General features: G+C 49.7%; 7 protein-coding genes. All 7 read left to right on the forward strand.

The features are described 5' to 3' along the window. Positions 1 to 227: 227 nt before the first annotated feature. Positions 228 to 9,950: an Ig-like domain-containing protein gene (locus DSCA_RS29855; RefSeq protein WP_155319901.1), complete on the forward strand. Its 9,723-nt coding sequence runs from the start codon at positions 228 to 230 to the stop codon at positions 9,948 to 9,950. Positions 9,951 to 9,969: 19 nt separating this feature from the next. After that, positions 9,970 to 10,665, forward strand: coding sequence for a peptidase associated/transthyretin-like domain-containing protein (locus tag DSCA_RS29860; protein ID WP_155319902.1), 696 nt, complete (start codon positions 9,970 to 9,972; stop codon positions 10,663 to 10,665). A gap of 43 nt (positions 10,666 to 10,708) precedes the next feature. Continuing rightward, positions 10,709 to 12,892 carry a phospholipase C/P1 nuclease family protein gene (locus tag DSCA_RS29865; RefSeq protein WP_155319903.1) on the forward strand — a complete coding sequence of 728 codons (2,184 nt, stop codon included), beginning with the start codon at positions 10,709 to 10,711 and terminating at the stop codon, positions 12,890 to 12,892. A 22-nt stretch (positions 12,893 to 12,914) separates the two neighbouring features. Continuing rightward, positions 12,915 to 13,208: a hypothetical protein gene (locus DSCA_RS29870; RefSeq protein WP_155319904.1), complete on the forward strand. Its 294-nt coding sequence runs from the start codon at positions 12,915 to 12,917 to the stop codon at positions 13,206 to 13,208. Between the two features lie 264 nt (positions 13,209 to 13,472). Beyond that, positions 13,473 to 14,528: a hypothetical protein gene (locus DSCA_RS29875; protein ID WP_155319905.1), complete on the forward strand. Its 1,056-nt coding sequence runs from the start codon at positions 13,473 to 13,475 to the stop codon at positions 14,526 to 14,528. 51 nt (positions 14,529 to 14,579) lie between these two features. Next, positions 14,580 to 15,155 carry a peptidase associated/transthyretin-like domain-containing protein gene (locus DSCA_RS29880; protein ID WP_155319906.1) on the forward strand — a complete coding sequence of 192 codons (576 nt, stop codon included), beginning with the start codon at positions 14,580 to 14,582 and terminating at the stop codon, positions 15,153 to 15,155. After that, entirely contained in the window at positions 15,152 to 17,248 is a 2,097-nt protein-coding gene (locus DSCA_RS29885; protein WP_155319907.1) for a phospholipase C/P1 nuclease family protein, read from the forward strand. The genes DSCA_RS29880 and DSCA_RS29885 overlap by 4 nt, the downstream gene beginning before the upstream one ends. Positions 17,249 to 17,269: the final 21 nt, after the last annotated feature.

Consider the following 17,269-nt stretch of genomic DNA (forward strand, 5'->3'; position numbering starts at 1 on the left):
GCGCATTGTGTCTGTGCATTTCTATATTGTGCAGTGGGTTCAATTTTTTACTTGCTAAATGAACAAGGTTAGCAAGCATAAATGTGAGTTGCGTGTAGACGTGGGACTGCAAGGAGCTTTAAAAAATGAAGTGAGATCAAACAATGGTTACATGTCGGTTCCACAGGGAAACAGAAATTCGGTTTTTTGCCAAATCTTGAAACGTCGGTAGTCCTTGAAAGGAATGTATGAAACGACTTGCGCTTCTTACCTTTGTATTTCTTATCGGAGTAACTTTCATCCAGGCTTCGGCTTTTTCTGGTGAGGTAACTTTATTTGGGGCGAAGCAGTACCTGCGTACGACAGGTGAGCCGAATTTTTATTCTGACACCTTTTCCGGTGTTCCGGGTCAGGGCAGACTTTTATTAAAAAATGGGAACTATAATGGCGGGAAAAGGGTTGAAGATGGCGTGAGCAGCGCTTGGATCCATGTCAATGGCGTTGAAATTTTTGGTCCCAGCGATTTTAATAAAAATGTCTATATCTTAGAAGCCACAGTAACTCTCTCCGAGCAAAACGTCCTCGAGGTCGAGCTTAGCAGCACGCCGGGTAGCTATCTTACAATCGACATCACGGAGAACATTCCCGCCCCAATTATTTCTTTTGCGGCAGATCCGGGGAGCGTCATTGCCGGGCAATCTGCAATTTTGACATGGACCACCGATGCCGATTCAGTATCTATCGACCAGAGCGTCGGTTCGGTTGCCACTTCCGGGTCAATTTCAGTTATACCTTCGCAAACCACGACATATACGCTTACGGCTACGGGGCTTGGCGGCACAACAACAACCCATGCGACCGTTACAGTCCTGCATCCGCCTAGTGTTTCTTTGGAAGCCACACCAACGATTGTCCTGATCGGAGAATCCTCAACCTTGGCCTGGACCGCGACGAATGCGGACTCCGTTTCCATCGATCAAGGCATTGGCCCGGTTGACCTGACCGGATCGGTTTCAGTAACACCGCTGCAAACAACCACATATACCCTCACTGCCACAGGTCCCGGAGGAACGACAACCGCAATTGCAATTATAACCGTCCTCCAGCCTCCGGAAGTCTCTATTGAGGCCAACCCGGGAACGGTTCATACTGGAGAATTTTCAACCCTGGCATGGACAGCAACCAATTCCGATTCCGTCTTTATCGATCAAGGCATCGGCCAAGTCGACCCTGTCGGCTCGATCACGGTTTCACCTTCACAGACCATGACATATACCCTCACGGCAGTTAACCCCGACGGTACAACGACGGATAGCGCTACGGTCATCTTTGAAAATACGGCTCCGGCTGCAACGGATGATACCGTATTAACCGAAGAGAACATTCCTGTAACCACAACCAACGTGCTCCTAAACGATTCGGATGTCGACGGAGACAACCTTATTGTTTCAGACTATAGCCAAGCCACCACCGGAACGGTCGTCAGCCATGGAGATGGCACCTTTACGTATACCCCGAACGATGGATTTAGCGGTGCGGACAGCTTTACCTACACCGTCAGCGACGGCCAGGGCGGAACGGATACGGCCGTGGTGGAGATACAGGTCGTACCTGGTATTTTGACAATAGAAATTACTATCCCGACATCGGGACAGGAATTTGCCACTGCAAGCATCACTGTAGCCGGAACAGTGAATCGTTCCAGTGCATCCGTATTCGTCAACGGGATTGCTGCAACGGTCAGCGGGAACGAATACACGGCAGATAACGTTCCTTTAGTGCCGGGGACGAATACAATCAGCGTCCTGGCCGAAGACGGCGATGACACACAGGTGGCCAGCATTACCGTGGTACTGTTGGCAACGATCGACCTGGAACCGATCCAAATAGAGGTCTCTTCCAATATCGAAGACGACGGATCGGCCAAAGTATCCGGCCTGGCCATGGTTACGGTGGCCAATAACGGCAGCACTGCGGTTTCCACACCCTACCAGATCGTTTTGTTTGAAGACACCAACCTGAACCAGCGTTACGAAGAGGACGAAGATAATCGATTGGGCGAAACGACTGTTTCAGCAGGCCCCGGAGCCGGCGAAGCAATCAATACTTCCATCGAATTTACCGGTCAGTTGCTGTTTCGAGACAACCGGATGCACGTATTTGTCGACAGCGCAGATGAAATATCCGAAGACGATGAAGCGAACAACATCCTCGCTACCAGCTCCAACGGTATCGACCTGAGCGCTTCGTTTTTGACAATGGATGCTGCCAGCTGCCCGGACGAGGTAGTCCTGACCGCGCGTATCGGCAATGCCGGAGACTCAGCTGTTCAAAGCGGTGTGCCGGTTATTTTTTACGATGGCGATCCCGAAAACGGGGGCTCACCAATTGGAACGGTTTTGACGACCCAAATTCTTGATCCGGGCCAATATGAGGACTTGACACTCCAATGGCCCGATCCGGCTGCAGGTATCACAATTATTTATGCTCATGCCGACGATAACGGCACCGGAGTCGGTATACTGGGTGAAATCGATGAGATCAACAACCTGGTTTCTGCCGAAATGGCCATTTGCACTTCATTGCCTGCGACCGATGGCATATCCGGGCAGGTGATTGATGCGCAAACCGGTGCGATCCTTTCCGGCGTATCGGTTTATTTACATGAAGATGGCAACGGCATTCCCGGAGCAGTCGTCGAACAGACCGGCTCGGATTCCTATGGCGGGTTTGCCTTTTCACAGATCGATCCCGGCACCTATTATGTGGTTGCCAGCCTGCAGGACTATATCGAAGGGCAACGGCGAGTCGTTCTCTTGCCGGATGAAACCCTAACCCATCAGGATTTAGTGCTTTCTCCCGTTTTAAATCCGGGAGAATTTCGAATTGTATTGACCTGGGGAGAAAATCCCGCAGACCTGGAGGCGCACCTGACCGCCCCCAATCCCGATGGCTGTCGGGAGCACTGTTTTTACTGGAATCGTACGATCTCCGGGGCTGATTTAGACGTCGACGACCGGGAATCATACGGCCCCGAGACCATCACCATCTCACAGATGGATCCGGGAACCTACCGTTTCTACGTTCATGATTTCACCAATCGAAATTCCGTTAACAGCGCGGCCTTGGCCAGCTCGGGCGCCACCGTGACGGTTTACTCCGGATCCGGGAATGACCCACTGGTATTTAACGCTCCGGCCGGTGCCGGGAATGTCTGGCATGTTTTCAACCTGGACGGTACCAGCGGAGCGATCACCCGGATAGATAAATTGTCTCACCAGTCCCAGCCGGGTGAGATCGATTTTCCAAGAATCACCTCCTCTCCGGTTACCAACGCCACCTATGGAGAAGCATACAGGTATCAAATAGAGGCCGAGGATCCGGATCTGGATACACTTACATATTCCTTAATAGAAGGTCCGGAAGGGATGGCCCTGGATCCGTTCAACGGTCTGATCGAATGGACACCCACTGCAGGGCAGGGAACAGGGTTTACTGTTGATGTCCGGGTAAATGATGGACGCTGCGGTGAAGATACACAAAGATTTACAGGATTTCTGACATATCTGCCCATCGTTCAGTTTGACGTGGAGCCTTGTTCGGGTGTGAATCCCGGCGGGGATATTACGCTGACCTGGCAGACCGAAAGAGCCGAAACCGTGGTCATCGATCAGGGGATTGGAGAGGTTCCGGCCATAGGAAGCATGAATATTCCATCTCCTGATCCACCCGTCGTATATACCATTACGGCTACGAACGGCGCTGGCCAGGTTGCCCGAACGGTTCCCCGCAAACCATCAATTACCAAACTTTCTGCAAGCTGTATCGGTTCCTTGGGAGAGCCCGGCCAGATTGAATGGACCAGCAAATGTGCCGACAGTTGTTTCATAGATCAGGGAATCGGAGAGGTCTTGCCCAATGGTTCGGTGGTGGTAACGCCCGCACAGCTGCCTGCGGAGTATACACTTACCTGTTCGAACGCTGCAGGGGTGACTTCAGGAAAGTTAATGGTTTATCCGTGTGTACCCAGCGCAACGCTCGATGCCATCGTTCCTTGCTGCTGGACAGCGGGTGAACCGGTTACCTTGGAATGGTCCACCAGCCAGGTCGACGATTGTTCCATCTCTCCCGATGTCGGTAGTGTGGGCTTAAATGGCTCTATGGAAGTGTTTCCAGGCGAGGACCAAAAAATATACACGATTTCCTGCAACATGGCTACGGATTATGTTGATATCTACCCACGAGAACTTCAACTAAGAGCAAGCAAAACCAACGTGCTTCCCGGCGAAAGCACGACCCTTTATTGGAACACCGAGTGCTATGACGCCTGCAGTTTGGATCAGGGGGTTGGTAGTGTGCCGACAAGCGGCGGTATGGTGGTGACTCCCGATCAACTGCCTGTGACCTATACACTTACGGCAACATGCGACCAGATCACGGATACAAAATCCGTAACTCTTGATTATCCTTTTCCGATCATAACTTTTTCTTCCAGCCCCGCGTTTATTAAGACCGGAGAATCCGCTACCCTGACATGGTCAACGGAGTTGGCTACGTCGTGCAGCATTGAACCGGATATCGGAGAGGTACCTCTTAGCGGCAACATCGCTGTTTCCCCGGATCAAAACACGACCTATACGCTTATTGCGGTCGGACCGGGTGGAATTATCGAAAGAACGGCAATCGTGTCCTATGTAAAGCCCACGGCATCGATTTTTGCCGATCCCGGGCATCTCGACGTGGTGGGTCAATCCTCGACGTTGACATGGGTTTTCAGCAACGCGGACACATGCGAAATCGACCAGGGCATCGGCGAAGTGCAATTGGGCGGGAGTGTGGTTGTCTCCCCGCAAGTGAATACCACGTATACCATTACGGCCACGGGGCCTGGTGGCACGGCGAAAAACAGTGTGACGGTAGGTTATACCCGACCGACCGTTGAGATTCATGCGGATCGGGAATTTCTCGATGAAGGCGAGGACGCCACATTGGCATGGACCTTTAGCAACGCCGATATATGCTCCATTGACCAGGGAATTGGCGAAGTGCAGTCTGGGGGCAGCCTTGTTGTCGATCCGAACCAAAGCACCACATATACCATAAAAGCCACCGGTCCTGGAGGCGAATCCACCGATCGGGTAACCCTGACCTGCCTGGCGCCAACGGCAGAGATTCATGCCGATCCCGAAACGATTATCGAGGGACAGGCGGCCACCTTGATCTGGCAGGCGGACCATGCTGCCAGCTACGTTATAGAACCGGACATCGGCCCGGTCGCTCCAACCGGTTCGATCGCGGTTACGCCCACAATTACAAAGACCTATACAATCACCGCAACGGGTCGTGGTGGCGAGACATCGGCTGAAGCTATGGTTACGGTATTGAATCCGCCGTCAATCAGACTCACCGAACCGGATGGCAATGACGATCTTGCGCATGACAGCTATACCATCCAATGGAATGATACGGATTATGACAGCAATGCCGTTATCTCCCTTTATTATGACATCAACAACAGCGGGGCTGACGGGACACTGATCGCCAGCGGGATCAACGAAGACCCTGACGGATTAGACGATAGATACATATGGAACACAACGGACGTTCCTGCAGGCAGCTACTATGTTTATGCGCGTATCGAGGATGGGGTAAACGACCCGGTGGTCGCATACAGCCAGGGGGCCGTTACCATTGACCACGCGGTCACCGATGAGATCAAACTGACTGCAAGCGATGGTGAAGCCCAAGACGATTTTGGCAAAACGGTTGCCATCGATGGCGAATATGCCGTTGTCGGTGCTCCGGATAGCGGTGATGCGGGCGCGGCCTACATTTTCAGAAAAGAAGGCGCCACCTGGGTTGAGCAGGCCAAGCTGACCGCTGACGATGGAGCGTCAGGAGACAATTTTGGCTCCTGGGTATCTATCAGCGGCGATACGGTTGTCGTGGGTGCCCCCAGTGGAAACGGAGATACCGGCGCGGCTTATGTTTTCGCCTATGACGGGACCAGCTGGAACCAACAGGCCCGCTTGGTCGCCGGTGATGGTGAGGAATGGGACTATTTCGGAGATTGTGTAGCCGTAAGTGGAACCACCATAATTGTCGGCGCACGGGGACACGGCAGCTCGGGGGCGGTTTATGTATTCACGGGGCAAGGCGGGACCTGGGTTGAAACTGCAACGTTGACCAATAGTGAAGGTGCAGCGAGTGGTTCTTTTGGTTCCTCGGTTTCTATTGATGACGATGTGCTGATAGCAGGAGATCTGCAAGCAAATAACGGTATCGGTGCCGCTTATATTTTTCGGCAAGCCGGTTCAGAATGGATTGAAGAGTTCCAACTAATTCCTGCCGAAACAAACCAATGGGCATCTTTCGGTACGGCGGTTTCCATCAGCGGCAATTACGCCATCGTAGGCAGTCCCGGTTGTGCCGAAGCAATGGCTGAAAGCGCGGCTTACATTTTCATGTATGACGGCAGCGCCTGGGTTGAACAGGCCAGGATCGGCAGCTACAGTCTCGATGCTGGTGAGAGCTTGGGAGAAAGCGTATCTATCAACGGCAACCTGGCGGCAGTGGGCGAACCGAATATGTGGGATGATGCCGGTGCGGTATACCTGTTTCAACGTTCAGGTTCCCAATGGATCTCGCAGAACACACCAGATTCTGACGAAGAGGACGGCGGGGAAGAGCCGGTTCCCGGAGAAGGAGAAGAACTTCCCCCGAGTGAAGGGGAGGGCGAAGGCGATACGGCAACTGCCGCTGCCATACTGACACCCAGCGATGGCGCGGCTCAGGATTATTTCGGAACCAGCGTGGCCATGGACGGTAGTCATGTCATCGTGGGATCCAGGCTTGATGATGATAAAGGATATAATTCAGGTTCGGCTTATATCTTTCCGATCTTTTCGGTCGGTATCTCGGCAGAGCCCGAAACCATTTACCTCGGCGGTGAAGGATCTGTTACGACAACCTTGTCCTGGACGTCAAGAGGCGCGGATTCAGTCGCGATCACCCCGGATATCGGAGCCGTGGATGTGAGCGGTTCCATGACCGTTGCCCCCCAGCAGACCACCACCTATACGATAACCGGGACCAAAGATGGAGCTACGGTCACGGACAGTGTCACCGTGATAGTGATCGATCCGTCGGCATTGCCCACGGTAACGATTTCGGCCACACCGGAAACCATTGCCCGGGGGGAGTCGGCCACCTTGACCTGGTCAACCACCAATGTTGAATCCGTAACCCTGGACAACGAAATCGGAACGGTGCCAATGAGCGGCAGCCTGCAAGTCTCCCCAGTGCAGACGACAACCTATAAAGTCACGGCTGTCAATGGTGCCGGTAGTGCCACGGCCAGTGTTATTGTTACGGTGGACAATTCCCCAATAACATTGGCAATCGCATCTCCGGTAAACGGCGCTGTTGTCGGCAACGCGACCGTTCAGGTGACCGGTCAGGTGACCCCGGGAGCTACCGTTACGGTGAACGGGGTTTCGGCATTGGTTAGCGAAAATGCTTTTCATGCTGAAATATACCTGGACGGTGAAGGCCGGCATACGATTACGGCGGTCGCTGTCGATTCATACGGAGAGCAGGCGGCAGTACAGGTGAGCGTGTATTTTAATTATTTGCCATCTGTCAGCCTCACCACGAGCAACTATCTTATTCAAATCGGACAAACCGTTACCCTTTCCTGGTCCAGTGAAAACAGCGACCAATGTGTTCTTGAGCCGCTGATGGTTGCGGTGCCTTGCGAAGGATCGTTGGAGGTATCGCCTGAAGCGGATACGGTGTATACCATTAATGCAACCGGTTTGGGAAAGACAGCACAAGACAGTTTGCTCGTTATTGTCGGGAACAGTTACGGCAATCCCAGTGTGGAAGAGCAGGTTCACCTTGAGGATATTAACCGAGCCAGGGCCAATCCCTTGGCTGAAGCGGAGAGGCTTCAGATTGATCTCAATGAAGGTCCTCCCAGCGAAACTATTAGCGAGAACCCTGTGCCTCCGTTGACCTTCAATCGTTTGCTATCCCTTGCCGCTGCCTTGCACACCGAAGACATGGTTGTGAATAAATACCAGGCTCATGAGGGACTTGATGGAAGACAACCTCGTGATCGAATGATCGATGCCGGTTACTTAGGTAACGCGGTCGGCGAGAATTTGGCTAGTAATGCACAATGGGTTCCGATTGAAGATTCCAATGAATTGAGTTCGGTCCTCCACGACGATCTGTTTGTCGATGCCGGTTATGATGGCAGGGGGCACCGTATCAACATCCTGAATGGTCTTTGGAAGGAGGTCGGTATAGGATTCCAACCCGAACCGAATAAAGCGGACTACCCCTATGGCGGCGTGGTCACCTGTGATTTCGGCGCTTTCACCGACGGACCCAACTTCCTTTTGGGGGTGGTCTACGACGATGCCGACAACAGCGGGGATTACACTGGCGGCGAAGGGTTGGATGGGGTAAAGATCTCGGTGGACGGCCAAACAACCTTCACGGCCAATGCCGGTGGGTACGGTCTCCCGATCGATCCCGGTGTCTACACCGTTACCGCTAGGTTGTCGGACGGACGCACGGCAACAAAGCCGGTTACCATGGAAGACCAGAATAAAAAGATAGACTTCACCCTGGCGGATTTTGAAACCGATCCCGTGCCGGAACTCAGCGTTTCAATTGAATCCGGCACCATTTATCGCGGACAAACAATTCAGTTTTCTTGGGCCAGTGCACACGCACAAGGCGTTTCCATCGATCAGGACATCGGCGCGGTTCCCGATAGCGGCGCCATTGAAGTATCGCCAGTCGAGGACACCGTGTATACGATCACCGCCGTTAACGAACATGGCAGCACCTCCAGGACCATCAGCATTACGTTCACGGACGCCGATCCGCCGCCGATCGTGCAACTGACCGTCAACCCCGGGGAGATACCGGTCGGAGACAACGCCACCCTGAGCTGGACCTCCACATATGCCGACACCTTATCCATCGATCAGGATATTGGTGCGATTGAGCCGGGCGGAACCATGACAGTGTATCCATTGCAAACCACAATGTATACGATCACAGCCACCGGGTCGGGAGGGACAACCACTGCGAGTGCGGTCGTAACCGTAAACCATCCGATCACCCTGCAAATCACCGAACCGCTGGATGGAGCGGTGATATCGGATACGGCGGTGACCGTACGGGGAACCATTGATCATTCCGAAGGTCTTGAAACCGGCCTGATGGTAAATAGCCTGCCCGCGATGATCGACGGCGATCAGTTCACGGTCAACCATGTGCCCCTGATCCAGGGAGAAAACATCATCACGGCCGCGGCCACGGATGCTTCCGGGCTTACGTTATCGGATTCTATCACGGTCAATGCGGAAATGCCCGAGGATTATATCCGCCTGACCGCCAGTCCGGTTTCGGGAACGTCGCCCTTCGAGACCACGCTGAGGATCGACAGCTCGTTTGCCGTCGCTTCAGTCCAGATGACCTATTTCGGGCCGGATGACGTCACCTATCTCGATGAATCAATGGATGAAATACGGCTGCAGGTCACGACGGAAGGTGTACATACCTTTGCGGCTGAGGTTACCGACTTGCAAGGCAACACTTATACGGATGATGTTAGCATTGAAGTCGTTGACGCGGAGAAGTTGGACGGCCTGCTGCGGGATAAATGGGCGGGGATGAAGGCGGCCTTGCTTGCCGGAGACTTCAATAATGCCGAAACTTTTTTTGTTTCTGATCGGCAGAATGCCTATAACCTGGTATTCAATGACCTGTCGGACAAAATCGGTGATATTATCTCAGCCACGGGAGCGCTCGAAGCCTTGGAAGTATCCGATGGGCATGCGCGCTACACCATAAGCTATCCCATCACAGTCGACGGCGTCACCACCACCGCCGGGACCTATGTCATCTTCGTACAAGACACCGACGGTCTGTGGAAAATACGGTTTTTTTAGACACAAAAGGAAAATTTAAATGCCTCTGTATTTAAAATTCTGCATCACGATTTTCGCCATAATTTTCACCTGTGGATTATACCGGGCCATAGAAGACCGGCGCAAGAGAATCATCATCACCATGTTGATATTGCTGGCTATCAGCACCTTCAGCAACCGTTCGATTTACTGGTTCATATATTGGGACGGGCCTTACTTCGGGAAAGTTATTGACGCAGACACCGGTGAACCAATCGAAGGCGCTTGTGTGGCCGGTATCTGGGAAATCGAAAACTTTATGCTTATTGCTTCCATGTACCATTTTGCCAATGCTACGGAGACCGTTACCGATGCAGATGGCGAGTTTACGATCCCCCTAACTTTTGCGTTCACCTTATGGCCCATGTCAGGACTGGATGAGATGGATCTCGTGGTGTTTAAGCCGGGGTATGATTCTCATCCACCGGCAATACAAAGAAAAATGGAAAAACCTGAACATATTGAACACACCTCACCGGATGGGAACTATTTTGTGGGACGGCGTGCTCACTGTAAAATATGGAGAAAATGCGAAGTTAGATTGAATAAGGCAATGAGTTATGAAGAAAGAAGGCAAGCTTCAGGCAAATGTTTAAACATTTTGGCTTCTTGGGGTATGAAGACATCAAAAATAAAAAAATTTGTTAAGGCATTAAAGGATGACAACCCATCTCTAAAAAATTGGTGGAAAAAATAAAGGAACTTCCCACAGGAAAATTGTAGATTCTGGAGAATAATAAATGTGCAAATACATTATAAAAATAAGCATGACAATAGTATTTATCGAACTCATATCTCTGTCGGCCGCAATTGCCTATAAAAAAAACGTACATATCAAAATTACCGAAAATGCTGTTTTACAAAGTCAAGAAATTCAGCCCGCCTTGGAGTCGGCGGGGATTTTGCCGCCTGGTGCAGATTTTAAGAATGCAGGTGTAAAGAATCTAACTTTTTCTGAATGGATCCAACACGGCGCAGACTGGGAAGACGGCATTCAGATGGTTTGGGGTGAACCGCAAGATATTGCTTTTTGTCATTTCTACAATCCAATTGCTGATAAAGGGTATATGTTTCCCTCCGGAGCCGAAATTGGCCAATCTCTGATTTCACGTTCCCATGATGTCACCAACGAGTGGTCCTATGAGATGGCAAAAAAGCTTTACTACGCGGCTTTGATCGGTGACAACAGTGAGATCCTGGATAGTGATATTACCCGAATGCGATCAGGATGGGTACCACATCTTCTTGTTACGTTAACAGAGTTGACCGAAGAAGATAGAGACCAATACTTCGCCTGGGCGCTGCAGGCTTTGGGTCACACACTCCATCTGATACAGGATGCGTCAGTTCCTGCGCATACCAGAAATGATTTCCATGGCCCAATGGAACCCTATGAGAGATGGACAAATAATAAACTTGACTATTTGGAAGACAACAAAATTTTTACTGCAGATGGATCCAACCCATGGACAAACTGGAGCCAACACACTGACATCATAGTACCAGATGTTTTTATGGACACCAATCAGCTCGACGCAAGTGACACGGAGCCTATTTCCGGATCAGATCAGGGCATTGCTGAGTATTCCTATGCCAATTTCATGAGTGAAGACACAGTTTTTGCGTATGGTCTGCCTGTAAGGCCGGAAGAGCTGGACTTTTTTTTCAACTATCAAAGCGAAGATTTCAATCTTGATGTCAGGCCGGTGAACGGAAGGGATATGACTTTTGTGTACCTCAGAAATAAGCATCCCGGTGGCGTTGAACACCTATCGTTGGCCGGTGTGCTTCACCCTTATCATCCGAATTCTTCTTCGATATATTACGACTTGAGGTGGACAACAGATGATAATGAAGTAAATAAGGATTACGCGACCAAACTGATTCCCAGGGCTGTGGGCTATTCAGCAGGGTTGCTGGACTATTTCTTTCGCGGCAGTATAGAAATAACCCTGCCCTCCAATCAATACCACTCCGGGGTTTATGCCATAATTGAAGACCCCGATCAAGGCTTTACACACATCATGTTGAACGCCCGAAACACCACTCCGGACGGAGACGAAATGACCGATGGCAGCATTGAACTTGTCGTCAAATACAAGCTTACCCTGAACGGCGAGGACCCGTTTCAGTCCAAATATATTGAAACAACGGAAAGCTATTCATATATCACAGCGGAAGCTAAAAATATTTCTGAGATTTCACGCAATGAGAGCGTAGAGCTGGAATTTGAGTTAAAAGAAGCATTACCCATCAATGCCACGGATGTAACGATCAATCTGGTCTATAGAGGTGTTTTGGGAAGCGAGCAGGATGCCATTGCCGTGGGTTACAAGGACATCAGCGAACCCACACCGCTGGACATTTTCAGCAACCTGGATAAGGTCTGCCTGTCAGGGAACTGGTATGATGCCGGCAGCGCGGAGGCCATCGCATTAATCGATGAAAACGGCAATGGAATATCGGACGAAAACGAAATAGATGTGTATCCGCACGACGTTAAGGATTACTATGCAAGGCTTTCATCAATTTCCGATCCGCAAGCTCCATTGCAAGATCCGGAAGATATTCACATACCCGAAATAAAAGCTGGAGAATTCAAACGAGTGGTCTATTTCCTCGGCGATGACGAACTCGCTTTAAGCCGCTTCAGTCTATGGTCACCCTGCAGCTATCCGGGTGATGGTCATTCATCGGGATCACAGATACCTTTGGGCACGGATACTTTGACAAGCTTTAGAAGACAGACGTATTGGTTAACTGCGGAAGAATGCGCTGCAATGGGAGAAACTCCGGGCTGCAGCATTCGTCGCTATCCATCTTTCACGTCTTTCCGGGGGGTTGAAATGCATGGCGTTAGAATTACCTACGAAGATGAATCATGGGGACATGACAATACCTGCTCCCTGGACAATTTGAATTAGAATCAAGGAAAAGGGGACCGAAATGAAAAGCATTTGCTTTTTTGTGCTGGTTTCAATTTTTGCAATTTGCGGACCGGCATATTGTCACACTTTTAAAGCAACCTATGTCAGTGGAGACGGAACCGAAGCGGTGTTGCGAGATACATCCACTGGAGATGAGTGGATGGTCCAGGTGGGTGACGAGATCGATGGCTATCGAGTGATTCAAATAACCATGGATCATGTTACCATAGTCCATCCCGGGGAAAATGGTGTTGTCTATTCAACGGATATCCCGATCGATGATGAAAAACATACAGTAAAAGTAAGCCCCTGACGCCTAGGCTATACCGTTTATGAACTCGGGTCTTCTGAACTCGGATAGGACCAAGCAGAATAACAAAATATCAATTAGTTAGGCCAAAAAATGGGCCGTTTTACGGCCTTAAATTGATGTTTTTGGGCCGAAAATCGCTGTTTAAGAAATCGCCCGACGGCATTCACCGATCGCTTCGGCAACACCACCGTCATCCGCCGGTATTCCACCGGCGCACCTTATGAAATCGAATCTCCCGATGGTCTCGTCACCCGGTTGACCCGGTTGACCGTCGACCCCGGGGAGATACCGGCCGGAGACAACGCCACCCTAACCTGGACCTCCACATATGCCGATACCTTATTCATCGATCAGGATATTGGCACGGTCGAACCCAATGGAACAATGACGGTGGCCCCATCGTCATCAACAACTTACACCATCACGGCCACGGGTTCCGGAGGAACGGCCACGGCGAGCGCGGTCCTGACCGTAAACCATCCGATCACCCTGCAAATCACCGAACCGCTGGATGGAGCGGTGATATCGGATACGGCGGTGATCGTGAGAGGAACCATTGCCCATGCCAACGGGCTCGAAACCGGCCTGATGGTAAATGGTGTTGCAACCATCATTGATGGTGGTCAGTTCACAGCCAATCACGTGCCGCTGGTTCAGGGAGAAAACACCATTACGGCCACGGCCACGGATACTTCAGGGCTTACTTTCTCGGATTCCATAACGGTCAATGCGGAAATGCCCGAGGATTATATCCGCCTGAGCGCTATCCCGGTTTCGGGAACGTCGCCCTTCGAGACCACGCTGAGGATTGACAGCTCGTTTGCCGTCGCTTCAGTCCAGATGACCTATTTTGGACCTGACGATCCTACCTACTCTGATGTATCGTTAGATGAAAGAAAAGCCCAGGTCACCACAGAAGGCTTGCATGATTTTTCCGTGGAGGTTACCGATTCCGAGGGCAACATCTATACGGATGAGGTTAGTGTTGAAGTCGTTGACGAGGAGGCTTTGGATGCCTTGCTGCAAGACAAGTGGACGAAAATGAAAACAGCCTTGATGACAGGTGATATAGATGGAGCGCTGGAATTCCACCATGAGCATCAAAGGGAGAAATATGAAGGTATCTACAACGCGTTGGGTTCTGATTTAATAACCCTTTCCGGTCAGATGCAGGATATCTCTATGGTATCTTACGTTAACGGTCTCGCCAAATATAAAATTCAACAAGATCATGAAATTGCTGGCCAGGTTGTCACCATTACCTACTATATTTACTTCAGTCGTGATGCGAACGGACTGTGGCTGATAGAAAGTTACTGATAAATTATTGATGGAATTATGACCGGTTTTCTTTAAGGAGGGTATATCATCATGCGAAACAAATCAATCCTGGTCGCCATAGCTATTTTAATGATGTCAGGTTGCGCCCTTCCCCGAACGTTCGGGCCGTATAGTGGAAAAGTCGTTGATGCCGAAAACAATGAGCCGATCGAGGAGGCGGTGGTTGCGGTTTGGTATTATACGAAAAGCTCTTCAATGGGTGGAACAGTTGGGCGATTTGCGGATGCTATTGAAACGACAACTAATGCCAATGGCGAGTTCAGCATTCCTACACATAGCGTCTATTTATTTAAAATACTGGAATGGTGGGATGACAAGAACAGCGTATCTATTTTCAAACCCGGTTACGCCGCATATCCGGGGAATTTCAAAGCATATAGCTCATTAAAAAAAGAACAATCCTATTCGATCCCCGAGAACGAATACATAATGGTTTATTTGCCCAAATTGATGACTGTCAAGGAAAGAAAGGATAATCTTTACGATATAGAAATACCTGGAGGAGTAGATATTCTTAATGATGAGATTCCAAATTTGCGCAGATTAGAAAGTGAGGAAAGATTTAATGTCGGGTTGCAACCCTATAAGGAATGGAGAAAAGAATGAAACATTGCTCCTTTATTATAGCACTGATTGCCTTTGCATTCCAAATATATGTTTTTAATGCAAATGCTTATGATAATACAACTACGCATAGATATATTAACGAAATGGCGGTTAAAAATAAAGCAAATATTGATAGCTACCTAATGACATCGCTTGGCATGAATGGCGGAATAGATACAATGCTCGGAACAAAACCAATATGGGAATGGATAGTTAAAGGCGGTTTCGAAGAGGACAAACCGTCCTCGAGATGCTTGAGGCATTTCCACGATCCGTTGGAGGAAAATTGGGATGAGGCCGGATTATTATTTTTCACGAAGTACGATTCAATGATCTATTGGGCGCAAGCTCCATACTCTGAAAACGACGATAGCGATAATAAATATTCATGGCAATGGGCAAAGGAATATTATCATAAGGCATTGCTTACCGGATCAGAGGAGTATTATGCGAAAACATTTCGATCACTGGGACAGGTGATGCATTTGGTCTCGGATGCAGCGGTCCCGGCTCATGTGAGAAATGATCCTCATCCAATAATAGACCCTTATGAAAGATGGGTTGAAAATCATCCTTCCACGATCAAGAACCTCGAATACAAATGGTTCTCTGCCGAGGATACAATTTTCGATAAGGCTGTTTCCAACAGTTCTGCGCCAAGTCCGATCTCGGCCCTCTGGGATCACGACGAATATCTCCCCGATGGATCGAATATGCCAGATGGTTACAATCGTACGATCGGTTTGGCCGAATACACCAATGCCAATTTCTGGACAGAAGATACTATGAATGATTACCCTCATCCTTCTTTTGAAGACATTAATTTTGATGAGGATTTATTTAGAGAAGTTATTTTGGCTGAAAATTCCGAAAGCCACAATCGTTTTTATTTATCGAAACAAAACGGAGATCCCATAGATCACTTCTTTACTGTCAGGTATTGGTTTTATCATTTAAGTGAATCGGCGGAATATGATGATGCAAAAAAAGAGGCACTGCGGCTTACTTATACTTTGGACGATGTATGTTGTATAGATTACGCTAAAAAGTTGATCCCTCGTGCCATCGGTTATTCCGCAGCATTGCTGGATTATTTCTTTCGCGGTAGCATTGAAATAACCCTGCCCTCCAATCAATACCACTCCGGGGTTTATGCCATAATTGAAGACCCCGATCAAGGCTTTACACACATCATGTTGAACGCCCGAAACACCACTCCGGACGGAGACGAAATGACCGATGGCAGCATTGAACTTGTCGTCAAATACAAGCTTACCCTGAACGGCGAGGACCCGTTTCAGTCCAAATATATTGAAACAACGGAAAGCTATTCATATATCACAGCGGAAGCTAAAAATATTTCTGAGATTTCACGCAATGAGAGCGTAGAGCTGGAATTTGAGTTAAAAGAAGCATTACCCATCAATGCCACGGATGTAACGATCAATCTGGTCTATAGAGGTGTTTTGGGAAGCGAGCAGGATGCCATTGCCGTGGGTTACAAGGACATCAGCGAACCCACACCGCTGGACATTTTCAGCAACCTGGATAAGGTCTGCCTGTCAGGGAACTGGTATGATGCCGGCAGCGCGGAGGCCATCGCATTAATCGATGAAAACGGCAATGGAATATCGGACGAAAACGAAATAGATGTGTATCCGCACGACGTTAAGGATTACTATGCAAGGCTTTCATCAATTTCCGATCCGCAAGCTCCATTGCAAGATCCGGAAGATATTCACATACCCGAAATAAAAGCTGGAGAATTCAAACGAGTGGTCTATTTCCTCGGCGATGACGAACTCGCTTTAAGCCGCTTCAGTCTATGGTCACCCTGCAGCTATCCGGGTGATGGTCATTCATCGGGATCACAGATACCTTTGGGCACGGATACTTTGACAAGCTTTAGAAGACAGACGTATTGGTTAACTGCGGAAGAATGCGCTGCAATGGGAGAAACTCCGGGCTGCAGCATTCGTCGCTATCCATCTTTCACGTCTTTCCGGGGGGTTGAAATGCATGGCGTTAGAATTACCTACGAAGACGAATCGTGGGGACATGACAATACCTGCTCCCTGGACAATTTGAATTAGAATCAAGGAAAAGGAGACCTA

The sequence above is a fragment of the Desulfosarcina alkanivorans genome (assembly GCF_009688945.1).
Classification (GTDB): Bacteria; Desulfobacterota; Desulfobacteria; order Desulfobacterales; family Desulfosarcinaceae; genus Desulfosarcina; species Desulfosarcina alkanivorans.

Coding starts and splice junctions, on each gene's coding strand:
- DSCA_RS29855 (WP_155319901.1), top strand. CDS start 228: ATGAAACGACTTGCGCTTCTTACCTTTGTATTTCTTATCGGAGTAACT.
- DSCA_RS29860 (WP_155319902.1), top strand. CDS start 9,970: ATGCCTCTGTATTTAAAATTCTGCATCACGATTTTCGCCATAATTTTC.
- DSCA_RS29865 (WP_155319903.1), top strand. CDS start 10,709: ATGTGCAAATACATTATAAAAATAAGCATGACAATAGTATTTATCGAA.
- DSCA_RS29870 (WP_155319904.1), top strand. CDS start 12,915: ATGAAAAGCATTTGCTTTTTTGTGCTGGTTTCAATTTTTGCAATTTGC.
- DSCA_RS29880 (WP_155319906.1), top strand. CDS start 14,580: ATGCGAAACAAATCAATCCTGGTCGCCATAGCTATTTTAATGATGTCA.
- DSCA_RS29885 (WP_155319907.1), top strand. CDS start 15,152: ATGAAACATTGCTCCTTTATTATAGCACTGATTGCCTTTGCATTCCAA.